This is a genomic window from Halobacterium sp. R2-5, from assembly GCF_011734195.1.
In the GTDB taxonomy this organism is placed as follows: Archaea; Halobacteriota; Halobacteria; order Halobacteriales; family Halobacteriaceae; genus Halobacterium.
Genome location: NZ_JAANTH010000001.1, coordinates 46,428 through 68,523, shown reverse-complemented (window position 1 = coordinate 68,523; position 22,096 = coordinate 46,428). Strand labels below are relative to the sequence as shown.

Annotated in this window: 28 protein-coding genes; 10 read left to right on the top strand and 18 right to left on the bottom strand. The window is 69.3% G+C overall.

Annotated elements, in window-relative coordinates; genetic code table 11:
• Positions 1-5 precede the first annotated feature (5 nt).
• The 6 genes from G9C83_RS00400 to G9C83_RS00375 all read right to left on the bottom strand — a co-directional run bounded on the left by G9C83_RS00400 (position 6) and on the right by G9C83_RS00375 (position 7,354).
• Complete coding sequence (locus tag G9C83_RS00400) at positions 6-1,343, bottom strand: glutamate-1-semialdehyde 2,1-aminomutase (RefSeq protein ID WP_167244156.1); 1,338 nt, start codon at positions 1,341-1,343, stop codon at positions 6-8.
• Between the two features lie 706 nt (positions 1,344-2,049).
• On the bottom strand, positions 2,050-3,030 hold the full coding sequence (hemB, locus tag G9C83_RS00395) for a porphobilinogen synthase (protein ID WP_167244155.1): 981 nt from the start codon (positions 3,028-3,030) through the stop codon (positions 2,050-2,052).
• Positions 3,031-3,168: 138 nt separating this feature from the next.
• Positions 3,169-5,304, bottom strand: a complete 2,136-nt coding sequence (locus G9C83_RS00390; RefSeq protein WP_167244154.1) for a (Fe-S)-binding protein — start codon at positions 5,302-5,304, stop codon at positions 3,169-3,171.
• A gap of 66 nt (positions 5,305-5,370) precedes the next feature.
• Positions 5,371-6,078, bottom strand: coding sequence for a CbiQ family ECF transporter T component (locus G9C83_RS00385; protein ID WP_167244153.1), 708 nt, complete (start codon positions 6,076-6,078; stop codon positions 5,371-5,373).
• Positions 6,075-6,773: an ABC transporter ATP-binding protein gene (locus G9C83_RS00380; RefSeq protein ID WP_167244152.1), complete on the bottom strand. Its 699-nt coding sequence runs from the start codon at positions 6,771-6,773 to the stop codon at positions 6,075-6,077. Before G9C83_RS00380 ends, G9C83_RS00385 begins: the two co-directional genes overlap by 4 nt.
• Positions 6,773-7,354, bottom strand: coding sequence for a biotin transporter BioY (locus G9C83_RS00375; protein ID WP_167244151.1), 582 nt, complete (start codon positions 7,352-7,354; stop codon positions 6,773-6,775). The genes G9C83_RS00380 and G9C83_RS00375 overlap by 1 nt, the downstream gene beginning before the upstream one ends.
• A 108-nt stretch (positions 7,355-7,462) precedes the next feature.
• On the opposite strand from G9C83_RS00375, the gene G9C83_RS00370 reads away from it, so the two are divergent.
• The 4 genes from G9C83_RS00370 to G9C83_RS00355 are packed head-to-tail and all read left to right on the top strand — an operon-like array spanning position 7,463 to position 10,083.
• Positions 7,463-8,050: a conditioned medium-induced protein 4 gene (locus tag G9C83_RS00370; RefSeq protein WP_167244150.1), complete on the top strand. Its 588-nt coding sequence runs from the start codon at positions 7,463-7,465 to the stop codon at positions 8,048-8,050.
• A gap of 48 nt (positions 8,051-8,098) precedes the next feature.
• A complete protein-coding gene (locus G9C83_RS00365; protein WP_167244149.1) occupies positions 8,099-8,740 on the top strand; it encodes a hypothetical protein in 642 nt (213 codons plus the stop codon).
• Positions 8,737-9,369, top strand: a complete 633-nt coding sequence (locus tag G9C83_RS00360; protein WP_167244148.1) for a hypothetical protein — start codon at positions 8,737-8,739, stop codon at positions 9,367-9,369. Before G9C83_RS00365 ends, G9C83_RS00360 begins: the two co-directional genes overlap by 4 nt.
• Before the next feature lie 39 nt (positions 9,370-9,408).
• Positions 9,409-10,083 carry a hypothetical protein gene (locus G9C83_RS00355; protein WP_167244147.1) on the top strand — a complete coding sequence of 225 codons (675 nt, stop codon included), beginning with the start codon at positions 9,409-9,411 and terminating at the stop codon, positions 10,081-10,083.
• A gap of 4 nt (positions 10,084-10,087) precedes the next feature.
• Here G9C83_RS00355 and G9C83_RS00350 read toward each other — a convergent pair whose 3' ends face one another.
• The 3 genes from G9C83_RS00350 to G9C83_RS00340 are packed head-to-tail and all read right to left on the bottom strand — an operon-like array spanning position 10,088 to position 11,525.
• On the bottom strand, positions 10,088-10,684 hold the full coding sequence (locus G9C83_RS00350; protein WP_167244146.1) for an L-threonylcarbamoyladenylate synthase: 597 nt from the start codon (positions 10,682-10,684) through the stop codon (positions 10,088-10,090).
• Positions 10,685-10,716: 32 nt separating this feature from the next.
• The gene (locus G9C83_RS00345) at positions 10,717-11,235 is read right to left on the bottom strand and encodes a redoxin domain-containing protein (protein ID WP_167244145.1); all 519 of its coding nucleotides are present in this window, start codon (positions 11,233-11,235) and stop codon (positions 10,717-10,719) included.
• Positions 11,235-11,525, bottom strand: coding sequence for a glutathione S-transferase N-terminal domain-containing protein (locus G9C83_RS00340; protein WP_167244144.1), 291 nt, complete (start codon positions 11,523-11,525; stop codon positions 11,235-11,237). The genes G9C83_RS00345 and G9C83_RS00340 overlap by 1 nt, the downstream gene beginning before the upstream one ends.
• A 106-nt stretch (positions 11,526-11,631) precedes the next feature.
• On the opposite strand from G9C83_RS00340, the gene G9C83_RS00335 reads away from it, so the two are divergent.
• Positions 11,632-13,002, top strand: a complete 1,371-nt coding sequence (locus G9C83_RS00335) for a hemolysin family protein (protein WP_167244143.1) — start codon at positions 11,632-11,634, stop codon at positions 13,000-13,002.
• Positions 13,003-13,101: 99 nt separating this feature from the next.
• Here the strand turns inward: G9C83_RS00335 and G9C83_RS00330 are convergent, their stop codons facing one another.
• Positions 13,102-13,371, bottom strand: a complete 270-nt coding sequence (locus tag G9C83_RS00330; RefSeq protein ID WP_167244142.1) for a hypothetical protein — start codon at positions 13,369-13,371, stop codon at positions 13,102-13,104.
• Between the two features lie 158 nt (positions 13,372-13,529).
• On the opposite strand from G9C83_RS00330, the gene G9C83_RS00325 reads away from it, so the two are divergent.
• Entirely contained in the window at positions 13,530-14,033 is a 504-nt protein-coding gene (locus G9C83_RS00325) for a hypothetical protein (RefSeq protein ID WP_167244141.1), read from the top strand.
• A gap of 218 nt (positions 14,034-14,251) precedes the next feature.
• Here G9C83_RS00325 and G9C83_RS00320 read toward each other — a convergent pair whose 3' ends face one another.
• The 3 genes from G9C83_RS00320 to G9C83_RS00310 form a co-directional block, all read right to left on the bottom strand.
• On the bottom strand, positions 14,252-14,590 hold the full coding sequence (locus G9C83_RS00320; protein ID WP_167244140.1) for a DsrE family protein: 339 nt from the start codon (positions 14,588-14,590) through the stop codon (positions 14,252-14,254).
• 71 nt (positions 14,591-14,661) lie between these two features.
• Positions 14,662-15,843: an inorganic phosphate transporter gene (locus G9C83_RS00315; RefSeq protein ID WP_167244139.1), complete on the bottom strand. Its 1,182-nt coding sequence runs from the start codon at positions 15,841-15,843 to the stop codon at positions 14,662-14,664.
• A gap of 50 nt (positions 15,844-15,893) precedes the next feature.
• Positions 15,894-16,586: a DUF5828 family protein gene (locus tag G9C83_RS00310; protein WP_167244138.1), complete on the bottom strand. Its 693-nt coding sequence runs from the start codon at positions 16,584-16,586 to the stop codon at positions 15,894-15,896.
• A 109-nt stretch (positions 16,587-16,695) separates the two neighbouring features.
• On the opposite strand from G9C83_RS00310, the gene upp reads away from it, so the two are divergent.
• Positions 16,696-17,376 (top strand): uracil phosphoribosyltransferase, encoded by a 681-nt coding sequence (upp, locus tag G9C83_RS00305; RefSeq protein ID WP_167244137.1) that lies wholly within the window; start codon positions 16,696-16,698, stop codon positions 17,374-17,376.
• A gap of 67 nt (positions 17,377-17,443) precedes the next feature.
• Positions 17,444-17,677, top strand: a complete 234-nt coding sequence (locus G9C83_RS00300) for a hypothetical protein (protein WP_167244136.1) — start codon at positions 17,444-17,446, stop codon at positions 17,675-17,677.
• A 123-nt stretch (positions 17,678-17,800) separates the two neighbouring features.
• Here the strand turns inward: G9C83_RS00300 and G9C83_RS00295 are convergent, their stop codons facing one another.
• Positions 17,801-18,010: a hypothetical protein gene (locus G9C83_RS00295; protein WP_167244078.1), complete on the bottom strand. Its 210-nt coding sequence runs from the start codon at positions 18,008-18,010 to the stop codon at positions 17,801-17,803.
• Positions 18,011-18,058: 48 nt separating this feature from the next.
• Positions 18,059-18,679 (bottom strand): YigZ family protein, encoded by a 621-nt coding sequence (locus G9C83_RS00290; protein WP_167244135.1) that lies wholly within the window; start codon positions 18,677-18,679, stop codon positions 18,059-18,061.
• A gap of 141 nt (positions 18,680-18,820) precedes the next feature.
• On the opposite strand from G9C83_RS00290, the gene G9C83_RS00285 reads away from it, so the two are divergent.
• Positions 18,821-19,111 carry a hypothetical protein gene (locus G9C83_RS00285; protein ID WP_208288391.1) on the top strand — a complete coding sequence of 97 codons (291 nt, stop codon included), beginning with the start codon at positions 18,821-18,823 and terminating at the stop codon, positions 19,109-19,111.
• Here the strand turns inward: G9C83_RS00285 and G9C83_RS00280 are convergent.
• Positions 19,108-19,611 carry an ACT domain-containing protein gene (locus tag G9C83_RS00280; RefSeq protein ID WP_167244134.1) on the bottom strand — a complete coding sequence of 168 codons (504 nt, stop codon included), beginning with the start codon at positions 19,609-19,611 and terminating at the stop codon, positions 19,108-19,110. The two genes, G9C83_RS00285 and G9C83_RS00280, sit on opposite strands and share 4 nt — an antisense overlap.
• 87 nt (positions 19,612-19,698) lie before the next feature.
• Between G9C83_RS00280 and G9C83_RS00275 the strand changes: the two genes are divergently transcribed.
• Positions 19,699-20,250 carry a hypothetical protein gene (locus G9C83_RS00275; protein ID WP_167244133.1) on the top strand — a complete coding sequence of 184 codons (552 nt, stop codon included), beginning with the start codon at positions 19,699-19,701 and terminating at the stop codon, positions 20,248-20,250.
• A gap of 3 nt (positions 20,251-20,253) precedes the next feature.
• Here G9C83_RS00275 and G9C83_RS00270 read toward each other — a convergent pair whose 3' ends face one another.
• Together G9C83_RS00270 and hisB are read right to left on the bottom strand one after the other, a co-directional pair.
• Positions 20,254-21,156: a DMT family transporter gene (locus G9C83_RS00270; RefSeq protein ID WP_167245655.1), complete on the bottom strand. Its 903-nt coding sequence runs from the start codon at positions 21,154-21,156 to the stop codon at positions 20,254-20,256.
• A gap of 119 nt (positions 21,157-21,275) precedes the next feature.
• Positions 21,276-21,863, bottom strand: a complete 588-nt coding sequence (gene hisB, locus G9C83_RS00265) for an imidazoleglycerol-phosphate dehydratase HisB (RefSeq protein ID WP_167244132.1) — start codon at positions 21,861-21,863, stop codon at positions 21,276-21,278.
• Positions 21,864-22,096: the final 233 nt, after the last annotated feature.

Sequence of the window (22,096 nt, the reverse complement as noted above, 5' to 3'; positions counted from 1 at the left end):
AAAATCTAGAGGGCGTCGCTGTAGGCTTCGAGGGTGCGCTCGACGTCCTCCTCGGTGTGGGCGTAGGAGACGAACTGGGACTCGTACTGGTTCTGGGACAGCAGGACGCCGTCGTCGAGCATCTGCGGGCGGAACACGCGGTTCCAGCGGTCGACGGCGCCGCGGCCGACGTCGGCGCCGGTCTTCGGGCAGGCGTCGAAGCGGTCGCAGTTCGGGTCCTGCTCGCAGCCGTCCGCGCACGCGCCGGACTGGGCGTCGCCGCCGCGCGTGAACAGCACCTTGAACAGGCTGTCCGTGCCGGCGACGGTGTACTGGGGCGCCTGTTCGGCGACGATGTCGCTGAGCCCCTCGCGGAGCGTCCGGCCGAGGGAGTTGACGTGCTCGTAGACGTCGTTTTCGGCAGCGTACTGCAGGGTCTCCAGGCCCGCGGCCATCGTCACGGGGTGGCCGGAGAACGTCCCGGCCTGGAAGACGTCGCCGACGGGCGTGAACTCCTCCATGATGTCCGTGCGGCCGCCGATGGCGCCGACGGGGAAGCCGCCGCCGACGATCTTCCCGAACGTCGTGACGTCGGGAGTGATGCCGTACTTCGACTGCGCGCAGCCGAGCCCGCCGACGCGGAAGCCGGTGATGACTTCGTCCCAGATGAGCAGGGAGTCGTGCTCGCGAGTGAGGTCTCGGAGCGTCTCGTGGAAGCCGTCGACGGGCGCGACGATACCCTTGTTCGCGAGCATCGGCTCGACGAGCACGGCGGCGATGTCGTCGCCGTGTTCCTCGAAGACTTCGGTGGCGGCGTCCGCGTCGTTGAACGGCACCGGGAGCGTGTGCTCGGCGAACTCCGCGGGGATGCCCGCGCTGGACGGCCCGCGCTCCTCGCTGTCGCCCTCGACGAGCGTGGACTCCTGGGCGCCGTGGTAGCCGGACTGCATCACGACGATCTTGTCGCGGCCGGTGTACCCGCGAGCGAGCCGGACCGCCGACGTGGTCGCCTCGGTGCCGGAGTTGACGAACCGCAGCATCTCGACGCTCGGGACGTGGCGCGCGACGAACTCCGCGTGCTCGACTTCGAGTTCGGTCGGCATCCCGTACATCGGGCCCTCGCTGGCGCGCTGCTGGATCGCCGCCTGGACGGGCTCGGGGAGGTCGTGGCCGAGCAGCAGCGGGCCGAGGCCCATTACCCAGTCGACGTACCGGTTCCCGTCGGCGTCGACGACGTGGCCGCCGTCGCCTTTGGAGACGAACGTCGGGTACGGCTGCGGGGCGGCCCGCACCGAGGAGTTCACGCCGCCGACGAGCACGTCGAGCGAGCGGTCGTAGAGGTCGCGTGACGTCTCGCGGTTCATACTCGCTCTTTGGAGGGGTCCGTGAAAATAGCTGGTGGGTTACGCGTTCGCGTCGTCGAGGCCGGACTTCGACGGTGCCGAGTCACTCTGCGGCCGCGTCACGCGGCGCTACGGAGTTGAGCGATCGGAGAACCGCCGAAGGGTGGACGAAAGGTGCCGGCCGATTGAGCACAGTCCGACAGCGATGGGGCCGGCGTACACACGGTGAGCACAGTCCGCTGTGGTCACTGACAGAGTGTCGTTCGTCGCACTTAGTGGATCACCTCCGTGAGCATGCGCGAACGGATGCCGCCGGTCTCGCCGTCGGGTAGGGGTACGTCTGCCGGGGGGAGCCGCCGAGCACAGGCTACGAGCACGCAGTCCGAGTTACCGCGAGGGGCTCCCGCGTCCGGAGCGGTCGACACAGGTGATGTGGATGAACGCACGTCCACTACCTGGTTCGAAACCGCGGCGTTCGTTTCGCGCATCTACAGTTCATTGCCACGACCGGATGATACGTAAAGGTTTGCTTGACAAAGCACTATTTCTGGGGCGAGTCGTGGATGTCCGTCCGGATTACAAGTGGATTTAGTCGATATAAGGACGTAAACCGTCCACTCTCTTGGACGTTCGACCGTCGAGAGTGGACGCGCGTTCACGCGAGAATTGCCGGACACGGTCGGTCGAACGGGCGCGCAGTGTGCGCGCGGCGGAGACGTTCGACTATCTACAGCGACTCGGCGACGTCCTCTGCAAAGTACGTGATGATGAGGTCCGCGCCCGCGCGCTTGATGGACAGCAGGGACTCCCGGGCGGCCTCCTCGACGTCCAGCCAGCCGTTCTCGCCGGCCGCGTGCAGCATCGCGTACTCGCCGGAGACGTTGTACGCCGCGACCGGCCGGTCGAACTGCTCGCGGACGTCGGAGACGACGTCGAGGTACGGGAGCGCGGGCTTGACCATCAGCACGTCCGCGCCCTGCTCGACGTCGAGAGCGACCTCCCGCGCGGCCTCGCGGCGGTTCGCGGGGTCCATCTGGTAGTGCCGGCGGTCCCCGAACGCGGGCGCGCCGTCCGCGGCGTCCCGGAACGGCCCGTAGAACGCCGACTCGTACTTCGCCGCGTAGCTCATGACCGGCACGTCCTCGAAGCCCGCGCCGTCCAGCGCCTCACGGATGGCCGCGACCATCCCGTCGGTCATCGACGACGGCGCGATCATCTCCGCGCCCGCCTCCGCGTGCGAGACCGCCGTCTTCGCGAGCAAGTCGAGCGTCTCGTCGTTCTCCACCGTGAGGTCGGGGTCGTCGTCGGCGTCGGCTTCGAGCACCCCGCAGTGGCCGTGGCTCGTGTACTCGCAGAGGCAGACGTCCGTGATGACGTACGCGTCCGTCTCGCTCGTGATGCGCCGCACGGCCTCCTGCACGACGCCGTTCTCGGCGTACGCGCGCGTCCCGTGCTCGTCCTTCGACTCCGGGATGCCGAACACGATGACCGCCTCCACGCCCGTCGCGAGCACCTCCTCGACGCGTGCGACTGCCTCGTCGACCGGCACGCGCTCGCGGCCCGGCATCGACTCGATGGGCACGCGCTCGTCGGTCGTCGCGTCCACGAACACGGGAGCGACGAAGTCCGTCGGCGCCAGGCTCGTCTCCGAGACTAGCCCGCGCACGCCGTCTCGCCGCAGCCGCCGCGGTCGGTCCGTCAAGTCCATGGACGAATCTCGGGGCCGCGCGCCAAAAGGGTTCGCGGAAGCGGCGCCCGTCCTCGGCGGCGTGCTCGCGCCTCGGCCCGGGTGGAGTGGGCGCTCTACGCCGTCGGTGCGCGAGCGCTCACCGAGTGGTGAACCGAACTAGTCCGCGGCCGCCGAGGTCGCGCCCGCCCTGTTCCCCTCGTGTTTCGCGTCGATGGCTTCGACGAGCAGTTCGGTGACGTCCGTGATCTCGATGTCGTCCTCGTAGCCGCCGGTCTTCCGGCCGTCCTCGTACATCGTCATGCACATCGGGCACGCGACGACGAAGCGGTCGACGTCCGGGCCCGCGTCCGTGTCTTCTAGCGCTTCCCGGATGCGCTCCTCGCTGGGCTTGGGCTCCTCGTCGAAGTCCATCCAGAGGCCGCCGCCGCCGCCCCCGCAGCAGAACGAGTCCGAGCGGTTGCGTGGCATCTCGTCGAGCGTGACGCCCGTGGCGCGCACGACCTCGCGGGGCGCCTCGAACTCGCCGTTGTACCGGCCGAGGTGGCAGGGGTCGTGGTACGTCACGGTGTCGTCGAGTTCGGTACCGGAGAGGCCGAGCGCGCCCGCGTTCACGAGGTTCTCGACGACCTGCGTGTAGTGGTAGACCGAGTCGCCGTCCTCGAAGCCGAACTGCTCGTACTCGTTGCTGAACGTGTTGTACGAGTGCGGGTCCGTGCAGACGATCTTCTCGTAGTCGCAGTCCTCGAATGCCTCGATGTTCTCCTCGGCGACCATCTCGAAGAGCCCCTCCTCGCCGACGCGGCGGATGTCGTTGCCGTCGTTCTGCTCGTCCTCGTAGAGGATGCCGTAGTCCACGCCGGCCTCCTCGAAGACCTTGGCGAGCGAGCGCGCGACGTGCTTGTTGCGGTCGTCGTAGCTCGGGTAGTCGCCGACGTACCAGAGGTACTCGACGGACTGCTCGCGGGCGTCCGGCACCTCGAAGTCCAGCTCCTCGGTCCAGTCGGGGCGCTTGCGGTCGGGGTCGCCGAACGTGTTGCCCTTCTGGAAGACGTTCATCACGGCCTCCTCGACGTTCTTGTTCATCTGGCCGGACTCGGTGAGCCGGCGGTTCATCTCCGTGAACTGCGTGACGTGCTCGATGTCGACCGGGCAGGCGTCCATGCACGCCATACAGCTCATGCAGGACTCCATCGTCTCGGCGTCGATGACGGAGGTGCCGCCGTCCGCGACGATGTCGACTTCCTCGCGCTCGCCGGCTTCCAGGCCCTCGCGGTAGTTCTTCAGGTCGAGGATGACGTCCCGGGGGTCGAGCGGCCGGCCGGAGGCCTTCGCGGGGCAGACCGACGAGCAGCGCCCGCACTTCGTGCAGGCGTCGTGGTCGAGCAGCTGCTTCCACGAGAAGTCCTCGATCTCGGAGGGGCCGATCTCCTCGGGGCTGGCGTCCTCGGGCACCCGGGGGAGCCGGCGGCCGGCGTCCTCGTCGCGGGTGACGAGGTTCGCGTAACTGGAGAGCATGTGGAACGGCTTCGCGTACGGGACGGCGGCGACGAACGCGAGCGCGAGCAGCGCGTGACTCCACCACACCGCGGGGTACGCCGCGGCCGCGGCGTCGGCGGTGACGCCCGCCATCTGGAGGACGTCCTTGACGAACCAGCCGACGAACGACACGGTCTCGAAGGAGACGTCGCGGGTGGCGCTCGTGCCGAGGATGCGGACGCCCTCGGTGACGTAGCCGCCGACGCCGAGCAGGAACAGCGTCCAGACGAAGAGGTCGTCCTCGGCGCTGGTGTGTTTCCCCCAGAGGCGGTCGTGGCGCACCCAGTAGCGGCGGTACAGCGCCATGCCGACGCCGACCACGAACAGCAGCCCCATGGCGTCGGCGACGAACGAGTACGCGAGGTAGAAGTCGCCGACGAAGAAGGAGGGCTGGCCGAGCACGAGCGTCCAGAGGTCCATGTCGATGCCGAGGATGGTCGTCGCGATGAGCAGCGTCAGGAACCCCCACATGATGAACGTGTGCATCAGCCCCGCGTAGAGGTCGCGGTCGTACTGCTTCTCGTTCGAGGCCGCGATCTTCGCGGCCGAGAGCACGCGGGACGGCAGGTCGGTGAGCCGGTCTATCGGGTCGTCAGCGCCGCGGGCGTACGTCGCGAACCGGTGGTAGACGCCGTACAGGAAGATGGCGACGGCGACGGCGGCGAGGTAGTAGAACAGCGCCTCGCCGACGTGTCCGATGCGCCAGAACGTGGGTCGCGTCTCGACCCCTGCTTGCGCCAGCACGAACGAAGACATACCAGAAACGCGGGCGACGACCCGCTTAAAGGTTGGCACCCGGAAAACCACTCGCTAACGGTTTCTTCAGACGAGCGCGACCCCGGCGAGCGCCACTGCCACGCCCGTCGCCAGCCAGTCCCGTCGGCCGTAAGCCAGCGGCGGGGGCGTGGGATTCCAGGAGAAACACCGTGCGCGGAGTGCGACGGAGAGCCGGCTCGCGCGGTCGAGCGCGCGAGCGAGGCCGCCGATGGCGACGAGTCGCATCCGCTCGCGGAGCGGGCGCTCGCTCCCGAGGCGCGCGTTCACGGCGTCCCGGCGGCCCGCGAGGTCTGACTGCAGCACCGGCAGAAACCGGACGACGAGCGCGACGCCGACGCCCGCCACCGCGCCGAGGCGCCCGGGCAGCAGCCACCGCACCGCGGCCCGCGAGTCCCGCGTGGGCGTGCTGTAGACGTACGCGGCCGCGACGAGCAACACGAGCACGACGCGGTAGGACGCCAGCGCCGCCGAAACGGCGGCTTCCGGGCGGATCCACGGCGAGCCGGGCGCGACGGCGGCGACGACGGGCCCGGCGACGAGGAACGGGAGCGCGACCCGGAACTCCCGGAGCGCGGCCAGCGGCGAGGCGTCGGCGAGGTACGGCGCGACGATGGCGACCGGGGTCAGGAGCGCGAGGCCGAGTGGCGTGGTGTGTGCGAACGCGACCGCCGCGAACGCGGCCTGCAGCGCGAGCTTCGCGCGCGGGTCGAGGCCGTGCAGGACGCCGTCGCCGGGCCGGTACGCGAGCGTCACGGCGGCCGCACCCCGAGGTCGGCGAGGCGCTCGCGGACCTCCTCCGGCGGGCCGTCGACCGCGATTTCGCCGTCGGCGAGCGCGACGACGCGGTCCGCGAACGTCCAGACGTCGCGGAGGTCGTGGGTGACGACGACGAGGCTCGTCCCGGCGTCGTGGAGCGCGCGTAAGCGGTCGAGGACGGACTCGCGGGCGGGCCAGTCCAGCCCCGCGAACGGCTCGTCGAGCACGAGGTGGTCGGGAGCCATCGCGAGCGCGCCCGCGATGGCGACCCGCGCCTGCTCGCCGCCGGAGAGCTCGTCGATGCGCTCGTCGCGGCGGCCCGCGAGCTCGACGGCGTCGAGGGCTTCCGCGACGCGCTCGTCGATTTCCGCGCGCGGCAGCCCGAGGTTCTCCGGGCCGAACGCGACGTCCGCGCCGACGGTCGCGCCGACGAAGCCGTCGCGGGGGTCCTGGAAGACCATCCCGACGCTCGCGCGCGCCGCGACGAGGTCGTCGTGGACGGGCGTGCCGTTCACGCGCACCCCGCCGCTGTCGGGTTCGAGCAGGCCGTTGAGGTGGCGGACGAGCGTGGTCTTCCCGGAGCCGTTCGCGCCCGCGAGCACGACGCACTCGCCGTCCGCGACGCGGAGGCTGACGCCGTCGAGCGCGGCGGTGTCGCCGTAGCGGTGCGTGAGGTCGTCGACGGCGAGCATCAGGCCGCGCCGAGGTCCTCGGTGCGCGTGATGCCGACCGCCGCCGCGATCTTGAACGCCTCCGCGGGAACGAACGCGACCGCCGCGACGACGAACGCGCGGTAGAGCCCGACGTTCTGGACGACGGCGTAGCCGAGCGTGCCGCCCGCGTAGACGACGACGGTGCCCGCGAGCATCGCAGCGACGAGCCGCGGGACCGAGACGTCGCGGGGCGCGTCGATGCCGTCGGTGCCGTGCGCGAGAAGGCCGGTCAGGGCGGCGGCGACGGGGTACGCCCAGAGGTAGCCGCCGTAGGGGCCGAGCAGCGCGCCGAGGCCCGCGCTCCCGCCGGCGAAGACGGGCGCGCCGACGGCGCCCGCGGCGACGTACAGCGAGAGGGAGGCGCCGCCCCAGACGGGGCCGAGGTAGATGCCCGCGAGGAACACGCCGAGCACCTGCAGCGTCACCGGCACCGGTGAGACGGGGTTCGGGAACGATACGTACGCGAACGCGCCCGCGAGCGCCGCGAAGACGGCCGCGCGGGCGACGTTCTCGGCGACGTGCTCGCCGACGAGGTCGACGGAGTCGGTTTCGACGCTCACGCTCCGACGACTCTCGTCAACCTGCTTCAAACGAACGGTTTACGGGCACGTTACGTGGTAAGTCAACAGACATATGGTCGCCGGCTCCGTTAGTGTGCTACTATTCCAATGGACGAGAAGACCGAGGAGCTCCGGGACATCTTCGTCGACGTCGCCGACGACGACACCGTCACCGAGTCCCAGGAGGACACGCACGGCTCGCTCGCGTCCGAGGCCGACGTCGAAGCCCGGCTCCGGGAGACGGTCGCGGCGATGCGGAAGAACCTCGACTTCGAGACGTCGCTGTCCGTCGACGAGCTCACCGAACTCGTCGAGCGGTTCTACGGCGAGGACAGCGACGCCGAAATCGCGGACGAGCTCGGGGCCGACGCCGCGACCGTCACGGAGGCCCGCTTCGACCTCCACCTGCTCCGCGAGGACGACACCGACGTCCCCGTCGACCTCGACCAAGTCCGCGAGAGCGACGCGGACGCCGACGCGCTCGCCGACGAACTCGACGCCGACGAGGACGCCGTCCGCCGCGCCCAGCGCGTCGTCGAGACCCAGGCCGAGCTCCGGCGGGTCAACGACCGCTACCGCGCCGAGTTCGAGAACGCCCTCCAGGACCGCGAACTCTCCGAGCGCCTCACCAGCTCCGTCCACGAGGACGGCCTCGACGGCGCCACAGAAGGCCAGGAGACCGACATCGACATCTGACGCTGGTGCCGGCGGTTTTATGTCGGCTACGCCACTCCGAACGAACGAATGAGCGACGGCGGCTCCCAGTCCGACAGGCCGACGAGCACAGAGTACGCCGAGGGCGTCTTCGAACGGCTGTTCCGGGACAGCTGGACGAACGCCGTGCTCGCGTGGCTGCTCGTCGGCGTGCTCGCGCTCGTGTTCGCCGACAGCGTCGTCGACTTCGACCACCAGTGGATGGTGTTCGTCGCCGCCGTCGGCGTCATCGTGCTCGTGCCGCCGGTCGCGTTCCGCGAGTGGAGCGTGATGCTCCCGTGGGAACTGCTCGTGCTCGCCTTGCTGCCGATTCTCGTCCGCGGGCTGCTCGGCGGCACCGTCGGCGCGTTCGCGACGTACTTCGCGCTCGCCGCGCTCGCGCTCATCGTCGTCGTCGAACTCCACCTGTTCACCGCGATGAAAGTCACGCACTGGTTCGCGGTCGTGCTCGTCGTGATGGCGACGCTCGCCTCTAGCGCCGCGTGGGCGGTCGTGCGCTGGAACCTCGACGAGTTCTTCGGCACGTCGTACCTCTCCACGAACGAGGCGCTGATGACGGAGTTCGTCTGGGTGACCCTCGCCGGGTTCGCCGCGGGCGTGCTGTTCGACGCGTACTTCCGGCGCCGCGACCGCTGGCTGCGCCGCGCGCTCTCGCGGGTGGTGCCGATATGACGCTGCTCCCGCGGCCCGCCCCCGCGACCCAGCGCGCCATCACGCGCGCGATGCAGTTCGTGCTCGCCGGACTCGTCGTCTTCGGGTTCCTGGAGGGGAACTCGAAGGCCGTCGTGAACGGCTCGATCACGCTCGTCATCACGTTCGTCCCCGCGCTCTTAGAGCGGCGCTACGACCTGCCGCTGGACCCGTGGCTCGCGCTCTGGATCACTGCCGCCGTCTTCCTCCACGTCCTCGGCTCCTCGGGGCTGTACGTCCACCTTCCGTGGTGGGACCACGTCACGCACTCGCTGTCCGCGTCGCTGGTCGCGGGCGTCGGCTACACGTTCGCGCGCGCCGTCGACATCCACCACGACGACATCACCATCCCGAGCGAGGTCGCGTTCGTCTACCTCTTCGTCGTGGTGCTGTCGTTCGGCGTCGTCTGGGAGCTGTTCGAGTTCGGCCTCGACGTCCTCTCGCAGGCGACCGGGATGGAGATGCCGCTCGCCCAGCACGGCCTCGACGACACCGTCAAGGACCTGATGTACAACTCGCTGGGCGCGCTCATCGTCGGCGTGTTCGGGCAGGTCCACCTCGTCGGCGTCGCCGAGACCGTCGAGACGTGGTGGCTCTCCCGCACCAAGTAGCGCGAACGTTCAAGTACGGGAACGCGGCCACCCCGTGACGTGCCCGACGACCGCACTGGTTCTGTCTCGTTCAGCGACCTCGCTCGCGCCGCGTACTGTCCGCGCCAGCTCTACTACACCCGCCGGGAGGACCGCGAGCCGCCGCCAGAGCACGAGACCGCGCGCGAGCTCGCGGGCCAGTACGACGCGCTCGCGGTCGCCTCGGACGCCGCGCTGGCGACGTACGACCTCGCGGTCGAACCCCCCGAGTTCCGGTCGAACCTGCGCGTCAGCCTCGACCGCCACCCCGGGGTCGCGGACCCCTCGGAGACCGCCGCGTTCGTCCGCGGGAAGGACGCACACGGGCGCGTGGGGAAAGTCCACACGGGGCCGCTGGCGGCGTCCGTGGTGACGCCGGGGAGCCCACCCGAAGCCGGGGTGTGGGCGCCCCAGTCCGTGCGCGCGGTCGCCGCCGCGAAGGCGCTCGCGTGGCGGGAGAATCAGCCCGTCGAGCGCGCGTACGTCGAGTACGCCCGCCACGGCGTCGTCCGCAAAGTGCCGCTGACGACCCGCCGGAAGGCCGCCTACCGGCGCGCGCTTCGAGCGGCCCAATCGCTGGACGGCCCGCCGCCGCGGCTCCACGACGACGCGAAGTGCGGCGCCTGTGAGTACAGCGACCGCTGCGGGACGAAGACGCGCACGCTCGGCTCGCTGCTGTCGCTCGGCGACGACTGAGAACTCAGGCGTGCTCGGCGAGCCACTCGCGGACGGCGTCGCCGGCCGCGCCTTCGCGGAGAATCTCGTCGCGCGCGACGTCGACGACCGTGCTCCCCGTCCCGCCCGCGGTCTCGCCGTCGTCCAGGACGGCGTCGACGCGCTCCCGGAACTCGGGGTCGAGGTCGGCGGGGTTCGTGACGCTCGGTTCGCCGGAGAGGTTCGCGCTCGTCGCCGTGAGCGGCGCCACCCGGTCGAGGAGCGCGAGCGCGACGTCGTGGTCGGGGACGCGGACGCCGACGCGGTCGCGGCCGCCCGTGAGCACGTCCGGGACGCTGTCGCGCTTCTCGACGACGACGGTGACGGGACCGGGCAGGAACTCGGCCATGAACGCGCGCTCGGTCTCACCCACGTCGACGTGGTCGAGTGCGGCCTCGTGGTCGGGGAACGCGAACGACAGCGGCTTGTCGCGGTCCCTCCCCTTCGCCTCGAAGACCGCCTCGACCGCGTCGGGGTCGAGGGCGTCCGCGGCGAGCCCGTACACGGTCTCCGTCGGGAAGACGACGAGCCCGCCGTCGCGGAGCGCCGCGGCGGCCTCGTCGAGGTCGGCGTCGGTAACCATGCGCGGACGGTCGGCCGCCGCGCGAAAAAGCGTTACAGTTCGGCGAGCGCGGCTTCGACGTCGTCGTACTCGGGGAAGCTCGGCCACTCGTCGGCCGCCCACGCGTACTCGACGGTACCGTCCGCGGCGACGAGGAACACCGCGGGCCGGGCCTCGCTGACGCCCGCCATCCCGTCGAGGTCGTGGCTGACGCCGTACTGCTCGGCGACGCCGTTCTGCGGGTCGCTGAACAGCCCCGCGAACTCCTCGATGCCGCGCTCCTCGATAGTGGTCTTGTGCTCGTACGGCGACGAGACGGAGACGCCCGCGACCTGGACGCCGTACTCCTCGACGCCGCGGTCGCGGAGTTCGTTCCAGATGTACGTCGACGGGAACGCGCCGTCCATCGGCGTGAACACCAGCAGGACGGGCCCGTCGTCGAGGAGGTCCGACAGCGCGACGTCCTCCCAGTACTCGGCGTTCACGAGCGGGCGCGTGAACGCCGGCGCTTCCTCGCCCGCTTCGACGTGGTCAGCGTCGGGGAGGTCGACAACCTCGAAGTCGAGGTCCATCAGTTCCCACCCCCGTAGGTGGCTTCGAGGTACTCCACGATGTTCGCGCTCTCGGCCATCGCCACGCCGGTCTCGTCGTCGACGATGGCGGGCACCGTGCGCGCGCCGACGACGCGCTTGACGGCGTTGCGCTCGGCGTGCATCGGCTCGATGAACCGCGAGTGGTAGTCGACGTCGAGTTCGTCCAGCTTGCGGACGACGCGCTCGCAGAACGGGCACGCCTGCAGCCGGTAGAGCGTGACGTGGGCGTCGCTGTGCTCGGGTCGCGGCGGTGCGTTTCGCGCGCTCATGTGCGTCTGTTCGCCCGAAACCCGGGTAAACGCTTCGCCCGCGGCGGTCTCCGCGCGTACAGTGAATAAACTATTAACCCGCGGGCCGAAAACCTCGCACACTGGAATGGGCACTCTCTCGCTCTCACCGGCGGTACTGCTGTTCGGTGTCGAGCTCACGCAGGACGTCATCGTCGGCGTCGGCGTCGTCGCGATGGTCGTCCTGATGGGGCTGTCGGCGTTCTTCTCCTCCTCGGAGCTGGCGATGTTCTCGCTCGCTCAGCACCGCGTCGAGGCGCTGAAAGAGGAGGGGCGCCCGGGCGGCGCGCTCGTCGAGGAGCTCAAGTCCGACCCCCACCGGCTGCTCATCACGATTCTCGTCGGGAACAACCTCGTGAACATCGCGATGTCCTCCATCGCCACCGGCCTGCTCGGCTACTACCTCTCCGACGGGCAGGCGGTGGTCGCGGCGACGTTCGGCGTCACCGCGCTCGTCCTGCTGTTCGGGGAGAGCGCGCCGAAGTCCTACGCCGTCGAGAACACGGAGTCGTGGGCGCTCACCATCGCCAGCCCCCTGAAGTGGTCCGAGCGGCTGCTGTACCCGCTGGTCGTCCTCTTCGACCACCTGACGCGGTGGGTGAACCAGGTGACCGGCGGTCGCGCCGCCATCGAGACGAGCTACGTCACGCGCTCCGAGATCCAGGACATGATCAAGACCGGGGAGCGCGAGGGCGTCATCGAGGAGGACGAACGGGAGATGCTCCAGCGCATCTTCCGGTTCAACAACACCATCGCGAAGGAGGTGATGACGCCGCGGCTGGACATGAACGCCGTCTCCACGGAGGCCACCATCGAGGAGGCCATCCAGACGTGTACGCAGGGCGGCCACGAGCGCATCCCGGTCTACGAGGGCGAACTCGACAACGTCATCGGCGTCGTCAGCCTCGAAGACCTCGTCCGCGAGTACCTCTACGGGGAGAGCGAGGACCTCGACCTCCGGGACCTCATCGAGCCGACGCTGCACGTCCCCGAGTCGAAGAACGTCGACGACCTGCTCCGCGAGATGCAGGACGAGCGCGTCCAGCTCGTCGTCGTCATCGACGAGTTCGGCACCACGGAGGGCCTGCTCACAGCCGAGGACATCACGGAGGAGATCGTCGGCGAAATCCTGGAGGGCGAAGAGGAGCTCCCCATCAACTTCGTGGACGACGACACCGTCCGGGTGCGGGGCGAGGTGAACATCGAGGAAGTCAACGACGCTCTCGGCATCGACCTGCCGGAGGGCGAGGAGTTCGAGACCATCGCGGGGTTCATCTTCAACCGCGCCGGCCGGCTGGTCGAGGAGGACGAGACGTTCCGCTTCGAGAACGTCGAGCTCACGGCCGAGCGCGTCGAGAACACGCGAATCATGAAGGCCCGCGTCCGTCGGCTGCCCGAGGAGGAAGCCGCCGAGGACGCCGACCACGAGTCCCTCGCGGACGACCAGCCCGAAGCGTAGCTCTCTACCAGTAGTTACTAGCGCGAGTTCTGTATTCAGATGGATTACTGAAGCTCAAGCGACTGAATCGGTAAGTAGGTGCGCGAACGTACGAGTACGTCACAGCCCTCCTTGCCCACCACGGAACGCGACTGAGATATCGTAATCCAGTGGAAGCACGTTTCCAGCGACACGTTTTCGGACCACGTACCCGACGAACCCAGCGGTGAGGGCGAACCCGGCCGAGAACCAGATTCTGAGAAACCGTCCACTGGTGAGTCCCCACAAGAGGCTCTCTACGACGGCGACGACGACGACGCCTGTCGCAAATACCGCTCCCGCGAGCAGCCCCCATCCGGCGAGGTTCCCAATGGCGGACTTCAGTCCCATACACTACCGTGAACTCCAGCGCCGATAAGATATTCCCCTCTACTGACCGGCTGTTTCGGCTCTCGCGCTGAATAGAGAAACCGTACTTTCAACTACTGTTAACCTCCTCACGCGCGTAATACTCGTAAACACAAGTGGGTTCACTCTCGGGTAGATTCATGGAACTCGAAACTACTGCACAACTCGGTGAACACATTATCGATGAAGACGGTGGCAAACTATCCGTTACGGCCGATGCAGTCATCTACGACGGCTCTGAACGACTAACCATCCCGCACGAGGACATCACGAACGTGTCCCGGAACACACTCACCGGGTTCGCCGTGATAACCTACGTCCTGGCGCTCACCTCGATATTTATGACCGCTCTCGGGGTCTACGTCTACTTCACCGGGTGGTCCGGGGTCAGCCCGATGGCCGGTCGTGCACCGCTCCATTTCGGTTCCTCAACTGGACTCGAACCCGGGTTCAACGCGGTGAGCGGTGGTGGTGTTCTCTCCGGTGTCCTCGCCGGCGTGGGAACTATCGTGTTCTCCCGTACAGAACACGGCACCGTGGAAGTCCTGAACATCGAGACCGCAGAAGAGACCTACCGATTCACTGAACAGGGCGTCGCCGGAGACTACGACAGTATCGCTACCCACCTTCGAAGCATCGAGTAGCACGACCCGTTCCCGACGATTCCACCGCCATCCGTCGCGTTTCGCAGGCGTGACGGGGGCGACGCGGCCCCTCACGTATCTCATCCCGATTTACCTTCTCACCGGTACTAGCGCAGAACCCGCCGGTGTGCTGAGCGATTAGCGGGGTGCCTGTACCGACCGGATGTTTCAGCTCTCACGTTGAATAAAGAAACCGTACTGGCGACTACTGCTAACTTCTACGGCCGGAGGTACGCGTACCCCTCGTCCTGCAGCCGCGTCACCTCGACGGCGCCCTCCGGGACGGTCTCGACGCCGTCGACGAGGTCGGCTTCGTCGAGCCCCATCGCGTCGAGCGTGTTGCTGCAGCCGCTGAACGAGACGTCGTCGTCCAGCAGGGACCGGACTTGCTCCTCGTGGTCGCCGCCCGCGGTGAGCGCCTCGATGCCCTCGGACTGCGCGACGACCGCCACGCCGTCGATGCTGCCGCTCTCGTCGGCGAGGAGGTTCTCCGCGATGGCCAGCGCCGTCTCCTGTTCGGTCTCGTCGCCGGAAATCAGGTGGATGACTGTTCGCATACACCCGAGAGACGCGCTCCTGTCGGTAAGTCGAACTGCTTGCACACGAGCGATGTACGTCCCCGCGCTCGCTACAGCACCGCGTCGACCGCGAGGAAGCCGCCGTAGCCGACGCCGAGCGCGAGCGCGAGCGACGCCACCCACGCCAGCACCGTGAACAGCATCTTGCGCTTGCTGACGCCGCCGCCCGTCGACGCGGCGTACCCGGAGCCGACGATGGCGCTGACGATGATCTCGTTGAACGAGACGGGGATGCCGAAGAAGACGGCGGTCTGCGCGATGGCGAAACTCGGGATGAGCGCGGCGATGGAACGCCGCGGCCCGAGCGAGGAGTAGTCCTGACTGATGGCCTTGATCATCCGCGGGGCGCCGGTCCACGACCCGACGAGTAGCCCGATGCCGCCGCCGACGAGCACGTACGTCAGGGGGACGTCCCCGCCGACCAGCGGGAGCAGCGGGCCGACCGCGAGGCCGACCTGGCTGCCGCCCGCGGAGAACGCGACGAGGCCGCCGAGCGCGAGCAGGAAGTGCCGCTGGCCGCGCTCCGGGTCGCCCTTGAGGTCCTGGTAGAGCGCGCCCGCGACGACCAAGCCGGCCAGCAGCGTGACCGCGACGTGGACGCCGGCCTCGTACTGGCCGGCGGCGACGGCGGCCGCGCGCGCCAGCGACTGGCTCTGTCCGGGCGGCCCGAGGAAGACGAACTGGACGTTCGCGAGGATGACGCCGACGACGGCGCCGAGTACGGGCACCGTGAGCAGGTCGCGGTCGAGGCCGCGGAGGCCGCGCGCGGTCGCGTACGCGATGCCGCCGCCGACGAACGGCACGAGCACCCACAGCGTCGCGACCTGCTGGTACTTCGCCCACGCCGGCCCCGCGCCCATCGCCAGCCCCGCGCCGACGACGGCTCCGGTGACGGTGAACGCGGTCGCTATCGGGTAGCCCGTGAACACGCCGACGGCGACCAGCGTCGCGGCGATGATGAGTGCGGTCGTGGCGGCCAGCGGCGACAGCGTCGCGCCGACGAGCAGCTCGCTGCCGACCGCCTCGGAGACGTTCGCGCCCTGGAAGACGGCGCCCGCGAACCCGAGGATGCCGACGACGAACCCCGCGCGCATCACGGTGATGGCGTTCGCGCCGACCGCGGGCGCGAACGGCGTCGACCCCGAGGAGCCGGCGCCGATGGCCCACGCCATGAAGAGGCTCGCTACCGCCGCGACGACGAGCACCGCGAGTCCGGCTCCTGCTCCTGCCATTACGCGAGTGTTCCGTGCGGACCGAACAAGAGGCTACCGACCTCGGCGTCTCAGTTCCTCGTCGACCTGGTGTCCGCGTCGTCGCCGTTCTGCTCCGGCGGTTCGACGCCCTCGACGGCTTCCGCGGTCTCGGTCTCGCGTTCGGTGTCGACGTGCCAGCGGTCGATGTCCTCGAACGATTCGAGGTGCTCGCGGATGCCGTCCTTGACGTCGTCGTCGTTGACGTTCACCTCGAAGACGAACTCCTCCTGGCTGCGCACGCGCTGGATGTTCGCGCTCACGAGCTCGTTGTCGAAGTAGTACGGCGCGACCTGGGTCATCACGCGCTGGTAGACGACGTTCTCGACCTTCCGGATGGCCTGCCGGCCGGCCGTATCCGCCGCGCGCTTGACGTGCCCGAGGGTGTCCTGCCACTTCTCGACGGCCGTGTCGGCCTCGCCGTCTTCGAGTTCCTCGTAGGACTCGGTGAGGCGTTCGCCCGCGGTCTGGAGGTCTTCGTCGGGCGACTGGCCCTCCTTCTCGCCTTCGCCCTCGCCGACGCTGGCCTGCTCGGCGGTCTTCTCGCTGACCTCCTCCTCGATGCGCTCGTGGGACTTCGGCCGCCACTCGTTCCACTCTTCGAAGGCGTCCGGATACTCGTCGTGGGCGTCGGCCTCGCGCAGCGCCTGTGTCACTCGCTCGCCGTGCTCGACTATGTCGCCCCACGTGCCGCGTTCCTTGAACCCGGCGACGCTCTCCTCCATCGTTGCCCGCCCTACGTCACGCGCCAATAAACATCTTGTCGCGTCGTCTGCACTCGCCGCACGGCGCGCGATAGCGGGTTTTAAGCTCATTCGGGGCCGGGCGTTACGTATGCCAATCGAGGACCGCGGCGACGCGAACGTGCTCACGCACGCGCTGGCGAAAGACACCCTCTCGCGGCTCCGGGACGTCGAGACCGAGCAAGTGGAGTTCCGCAAGGGCCTCGTGAAGCTCGGCCGCATCTGCGGGTACGAGATCATCGACGGCGCGATGGAGACGGAGTTCGTCGCCATCGAGACGCCGCTCACGGAGACCACCGGCGAGCGCGTGAAGGGCCTCGACGACGTCGTCATCATCAACGTGCTGCGCGCGGCGACGCCGTTCGTCGAGGGCCTGCTGAAGGCGTTCCCGCGCGCGAAACAGGGCGTCATCAGCGCCGGCCGCGACGAGGACGCCGGGATGAACGACGACGGCGAGTTCCCGATCACCATCGACTACGTGAAGCTCCCGGAGATCACGCCCGAGGACACCGTCATCGTCGCGGACCCGATGCTCGCGACGGGGTCGACGATGTGTACGGTACTGGACCACGTCACCGACGAGGCGCCCGACGACATCGAGGACCTGTTCGTGCTGTCCGCGGTGAGCGCGCCCGACGGCCTGCTCCGCGTCGGCGAGCAGTTCCCGGATGCCGACCTGCTGACGGTCGCCATCGACGACCACCTCGACGACGACGGCTTCATCGTCCCCGGTCTGGGGGACGCCGGCGACCGCGCGTTCCGCACGACCTGACGCGGCCACGCTGGCCGCGCCGCTCGCGTGCCGAACGTATAAGACGCCGCCCGTTCTGGTCGTGGCCATGAGCGAGGACACGGAGCCGTGTGACTGGTGCGGGGACGCGGTCGCGGACCCGCTCTCGCGGACCGTCCGCGTGACGGTCGACCGCTCGCAGATCGACAGCCAGCGGCTCTGCCCGGAGTGTTTCGCGAACTGGATCGACCGCTACGACGAGGAGATGCGGCCCGAGGACGACTCCCCCGGGGAGACCGTCATCGACGACGCCGACAGCGACACCGACATCATCGTCGACTGACACCCGCCCGCGACCCCTCCGTTTCACCTCCCGACCGGCCCGCAGTCGTGCGGTCTCCTCGCTCCCTGGTCGCTCCCGAAGCCGACCCGTGGACGGCTCCGTAGCCGTCCGGAGTCCTCTCGACTACTCGCGCTCGTTGTCCGTTTCGTCGCTCCCGTCGCCAGCGCCGAGCCCGTCGTTCCGCGGCCTGTCGAGCGCGCGCTCGGCGTCGTGGTGGTCGGAGTAGCCGTCGAACCACCGGGCGATGCGCTCGATGCGGTCCCCGCCCGGCGACACCGCCGGGTGCGAGAGCCGCGAGAACTCGACGTAGTCGCTGGCCTCGACGCGATTCACGCACGCACCGTCTCCCGGCGCGCGCATAGGCGTTTGCCTCGCAGACCCTCACTCGACGTCCGCCCGGCCGCTGGTCGCGCTCTGCACGCGCTCGCGCAGGTCGCCGGCGTCCTCGACGGCGACGGTCACGTCGAACGAGACGTCTTCGCCGTAGTCGGCGTCGAACTCGCAGTCCGCGCTCTCCAGAATCCCCCGCACGGTACCGGAGTCGTCGTACTCCACCGTAATCGAGAAGCGCTCCCGGGGCCGCTGTTCGACGACGCCCGCGGCGTCGATGGCGTCCTTCGCTGCTCGCGAGTACGCCCGCGCGAGTCCGCCGACGCCGAGGTTCGTGCCGCCGTAGTACCGCGTCACCACGACCACCGCGTTCTCGACGTCGCGCTGCTGGAGGACGTTCAGCGCGGGCTTGCCCGCCGACCCCGTGGGCTCGCCGTCGTCGGACTGGTACTCGCGGAGCATGTACCCCTCCCCGGGCCCGCCCGATTCCACGCGCACCCGGTACGCGGGCACGTTGTGCGTCGCGTCGTCGTGCTCGCGTTCGACGGACTCCACGAACGCCTCCGCGTCCGCGACGGTCGCGGCGGGCGCGACGTACCCGACGAACTCCGAGCCCTGCACCTCGAAGTCGGCTTCGCCGCGGCCCGCGACGGTCAGGTACGCCTCGGTCACGAACGCCACTCGGTGAGCGAGCGAGTTCCCGTTTGCGGTTGCCCGCCCGTCGCTGTGGCTGCCGTTCGTCGGACGCTCGAACCACGACGCGGCCGGCCACTCCCAAAGGATTATGCGTTCGGTCGCGCAACGCCTACCTAGATGGCCGCGCTGACGACGCTGGAACTGATATACGTCTTCTTCAGCATCGCGCTCTCGCTCTCCGGGCTGGCGATGGTGGCGTTCGCGGCGAACGCCTACCTCCAGACGGAGCGCCGCGAGATGCTGTTGCTCTCGGTCGGCTTCTCCATCATCGTCGCCGCCGCGATCGCCACCACCGTCTCCGCGTTCGCGCAGGACTTCGAGAACGCCATCGTCCTCCTGACGGTGAACTACGCGCTCACCACCGTCGGCTACCTGTTCGTCGTCGCGAGCGTCGTCGGCGACCGCTAGGAGAGCTCGACCGACCGCACGAACGGCTTGTTCATCAGTTCGGTCAACAGTTCCCCGGGGAGGTCGCCGTCGATGACGAGGTAGAGCCGCGGCTCGTCCGTGAACTCGGGGTCCTCGCTGATGGTCTGGCGGATGCTGATGCCGTGGTCGGCGAGCATTCCCGTGACGGCCGCGACGATACCGGGCTCGTCGGCGTCCTGGACCTCGACGGTGACGACAGTCAGGTCGAGGACGGGCGCGAGGTCCATCAGGCTCGGAATCTGGCTGATGTTCTGGAAGATGCGCCGGAGCTCGTCGTCCGCGAGGATGGCCTGCGTCGTCGAGTCGACGACGCGGCGGTCGACGCCCGCGGCGTCGGCGACCTGCGTGTACGGGATCTCGATGTCGCCGGAGACCACGCGGCCGTCGTCGTTCACGGAGAACCCGCGTTCGAGCAGCAGCCGGATGACGTCCTGCTGGCCGGGGCTACCCGCGAACTTCCCCATGATTTCCGCGAACATACGACGACGCAGGCCGCGCGGTGCCAAAACGGTGTGGGTCCGGACCGGGACCGGAGACTTTTGTCCGCCGCCCACCACCGGAGACACATGCGCCAACTCGACGCGTGTGACTTCTGCGGCGACGCCGCCGACGGCGTCTACGAGGTCGTGCCGGCCGCGGTCGCGGGCGAGTCCCGACGCCTCGCGCTCTGCGCGGACTGCCGGACCACCCTCCAGTCGGTCGTCGACCCGCTGCTCGACGCCGCCGGCGAGACGACCGTCGGGGCGAGCGACGACAGCCCGGAGCGCGACGGAGCGGCGGCCAGCGACCCCGAGCCGACGCCGGACGCTGATTCTCCCGAGGAGCCCGCAGCGCCCGCCGACGACGCGGACGGCGTGGTCATCGACGCTGGCGAGCCGGAGGAAGCGGACGTAGCGAACGGGAACGACGCCAGCGCCGAGCCAGAGCGCCGGCCGGACGGCTACGCGCAGGTGATCCGCCTGCTCCAGAACCGCGACGGCGCGATGCCTCGCGAGGACCTGCGCGCGCTCGCGACGAACGCCTACGACCTCGGCGGCCGCGAGTTCGAGGACGCCGTCGACGCCGCCGTCGGGAACGGCGACGTCGAGGAGACCACCGACGGCCTTCGAACGGCGTAATTCTCACGTCGCTCTCCCGCGCTGCGTGACGAAAATCCCGGTGAGTACGACGACGCCGCCGAGCACCGTCACGACCTCCGGGACTTCGCCGAGCAGCGCGAGCGCGAGGATGGAGCTGCCGACGGGCTCGCCGAGCAGCGCGACGCTCACGACGCTGGACTCGACGTACTTCAGCGCCCAGTTGATGACGGTGTGGCCGAACATTCCCGGCAGCAGCGCCATCGCCAGAAAGAGCGCCCACTCCGCGCCCGGGTAGCCGAGCAGCGCGGCGCCGCTGCCGACGGCGAAGACGCCGAGCGCGGCCGTACAGACGGCGTAGACGACGAACGTGTACGCGAACAGGGAGAGCCGCTGGCGGAGCGAGCGCCCCGCGAGCGTGTAGACGGCGCCGACGACGGCGCCCGTGAGCGCGAGCGCGTTCCCGTAGAGCTGGGTGGTGCTGTCCGCGAACGCGGCGGCGAGCGCGCTGGCGACGTCGCCGCCGCCGAGCAGCGGGTCGACGACGAGCGGGCCGACCGACATCGCGAACGCGCCGGCGAGCGCGAGCGCCATCCCCGCGACGATGCGGGGCGTGAGCCGCTCGCTCAGGAGGAACGCCGCGCCGACGCCGACGAACACCGGCTGGGTGGTGATGAGCGTCACCGACGCCGCGACCGTCGTCCACTCCAGGCTCTCGAAGAAGCTCGCGAAGTGGACGGCCAGCGCCAGCCCCGACACCACGGCGAACCCGAGGTCGCGCCGGGAGACGGCGCGCAGGTCGGCGGCGTCACGGAGCGCGAACGGCGCGACGGCGGCCGTCATGAAGAGCACGCGGTAGAACGCCTTCACGACGCTCGGCGCCGCGCTCCACCGCACGAGAATCGCGCTCGTGCTGACCGCGGCGATGGCGACTGCGACCGCGACCATCGGGTCGACGCGCTCCTCCAGCGATGCCACCCAGTGGTTCACACGCGGCGTTCGTGCCGGGCGGGCCTAAATGCCGGGGCCTCGACAACCTTCCAGCGACGGCGCAGAATCCGGCCTGACTACAGTTCGCCCTTCGTCGACGGCGTCCCGGAGCGCCGCTCGTCGATTCGCGTCGCGTCGTCGAGCGCCCGCGCGACGCCCTTGAACAGCGCCTCTACCTCGTGGTGGGCGTTCTCCCCCTCGACCTCGCAGTGCAGCGTCAGCCCCGCGTTCGTCGCCAGCGACCGGAAGAAGTGCGCCGCCATCACGCTCGTGAACTCGCCCACTGAGCCCTGACTGAATTCTCCCTCGAACTCGTAGACGGGCCGTCCCGAGACGTCCACCACCACGCTCGCTACGGCCTCGTCGAGGGGCACGCGGCGGTCCGCGAACCGCTCGATGCCGCGCTTCTCGCCGAGCGCCTCGTCGAACGCCTCGCCGAGCGCGATCGCGACGTCCTCGACCGTGTGGTGGTCGTCGATGTGCAGGTCGCCGTCACAGCGCACCGTCAAATCGAACAGCCCGTGCTTCGCGAACGACGCCAGCATGTGGTCGAAGAACCCCACGCCCGTGTCCACTGTGCTGTCGCCGTCCCCGTCCACGTCCAGCGTCACGTCGATGTCCGTCTCCGCCGTCTCCCGGCTCACGGCGGCCGTCCGGTCGGTCATACTCGGGGTGTGGTCGCCCGCCTACAAGGCCGTTCCGCCTGCTAGTCAGACTGTAACTCGCTCGTGCTCTCGCTTGTGACGACGTTTCCTCGAAAGCCCCCTCCCGCTGGCGGCCGCTCGCTCGCTGCGCGCTTCGCTCACTTCGTTCGCTGCAGTGCTTGCGTCGCGAGTGACCGCCAGCGGTCGGCCCCTTTCAGTCCCACCCGCTACCGGGTACCGGGTCGGCTGTAGCG

Coding starts and splice junctions, on each gene's coding strand:
- G9C83_RS00400 (WP_167244156.1), bottom strand. CDS start 1,343: ATGAACCGCGAGACGTCACGCGACCTCTACGACCGCTCGCTCGACGTG.
- hemB (WP_167244155.1), bottom strand. CDS start 3,030: ATGGACTTGACGGACCGACCGCGGCGGCTGCGGCGAGACGGCGTGCGC.
- G9C83_RS00390 (WP_167244154.1), bottom strand. CDS start 5,304: ATGTCTTCGTTCGTGCTGGCGCAAGCAGGGGTCGAGACGCGACCCACG.
- G9C83_RS00380 (WP_167244152.1), bottom strand. CDS start 6,773: ATGCTCGCCGTCGACGACCTCACGCACCGCTACGGCGACACCGCCGCG.
- G9C83_RS00370 (WP_167244150.1), top strand. CDS start 7,463: ATGGACGAGAAGACCGAGGAGCTCCGGGACATCTTCGTCGACGTCGCC.
- G9C83_RS00365 (WP_167244149.1), top strand. CDS start 8,099: ATGAGCGACGGCGGCTCCCAGTCCGACAGGCCGACGAGCACAGAGTAC.
- G9C83_RS00360 (WP_167244148.1), top strand. CDS start 8,737: ATGACGCTGCTCCCGCGGCCCGCCCCCGCGACCCAGCGCGCCATCACG.
- G9C83_RS00350 (WP_167244146.1), bottom strand. CDS start 10,684: ATGGTTACCGACGCCGACCTCGACGAGGCCGCCGCGGCGCTCCGCGAC.
- G9C83_RS00345 (WP_167244145.1), bottom strand. CDS start 11,235: ATGGACCTCGACTTCGAGGTTGTCGACCTCCCCGACGCTGACCACGTC.
- G9C83_RS00340 (WP_167244144.1), bottom strand. CDS start 11,525: ATGAGCGCGCGAAACGCACCGCCGCGACCCGAGCACAGCGACGCCCAC.
- G9C83_RS00335 (WP_167244143.1), top strand. CDS start 11,632: ATGGGCACTCTCTCGCTCTCACCGGCGGTACTGCTGTTCGGTGTCGAG.
- G9C83_RS00330 (WP_167244142.1), bottom strand. CDS start 13,371: ATGGGACTGAAGTCCGCCATTGGGAACCTCGCCGGATGGGGGCTGCTC.
- G9C83_RS00325 (WP_167244141.1), top strand. CDS start 13,530: ATGGAACTCGAAACTACTGCACAACTCGGTGAACACATTATCGATGAA.
- G9C83_RS00320 (WP_167244140.1), bottom strand. CDS start 14,590: ATGCGAACAGTCATCCACCTGATTTCCGGCGACGAGACCGAACAGGAG.
- G9C83_RS00315 (WP_167244139.1), bottom strand. CDS start 15,843: ATGGCAGGAGCAGGAGCCGGACTCGCGGTGCTCGTCGTCGCGGCGGTA.
- G9C83_RS00310 (WP_167244138.1), bottom strand. CDS start 16,586: ATGGAGGAGAGCGTCGCCGGGTTCAAGGAACGCGGCACGTGGGGCGAC.
- upp (WP_167244137.1), top strand. CDS start 16,696: ATGCCAATCGAGGACCGCGGCGACGCGAACGTGCTCACGCACGCGCTG.
- G9C83_RS00300 (WP_167244136.1), top strand. CDS start 17,444: ATGAGCGAGGACACGGAGCCGTGTGACTGGTGCGGGGACGCGGTCGCG.
- G9C83_RS00285 (WP_208288391.1), top strand. CDS start 18,821: ATGGCCGCGCTGACGACGCTGGAACTGATATACGTCTTCTTCAGCATC.
- G9C83_RS00280 (WP_167244134.1), bottom strand. CDS start 19,611: ATGTTCGCGGAAATCATGGGGAAGTTCGCGGGTAGCCCCGGCCAGCAG.
- G9C83_RS00275 (WP_167244133.1), top strand. CDS start 19,699: ATGCGCCAACTCGACGCGTGTGACTTCTGCGGCGACGCCGCCGACGGC.
- G9C83_RS00270 (WP_167245655.1), bottom strand. CDS start 21,156: ATGGTCGCGGTCGCAGTCGCCATCGCCGCGGTCAGCACGAGCGCGATT.
- hisB (WP_167244132.1), bottom strand. CDS start 21,863: ATGACCGACCGGACGGCCGCCGTGAGCCGGGAGACGGCGGAGACGGAC.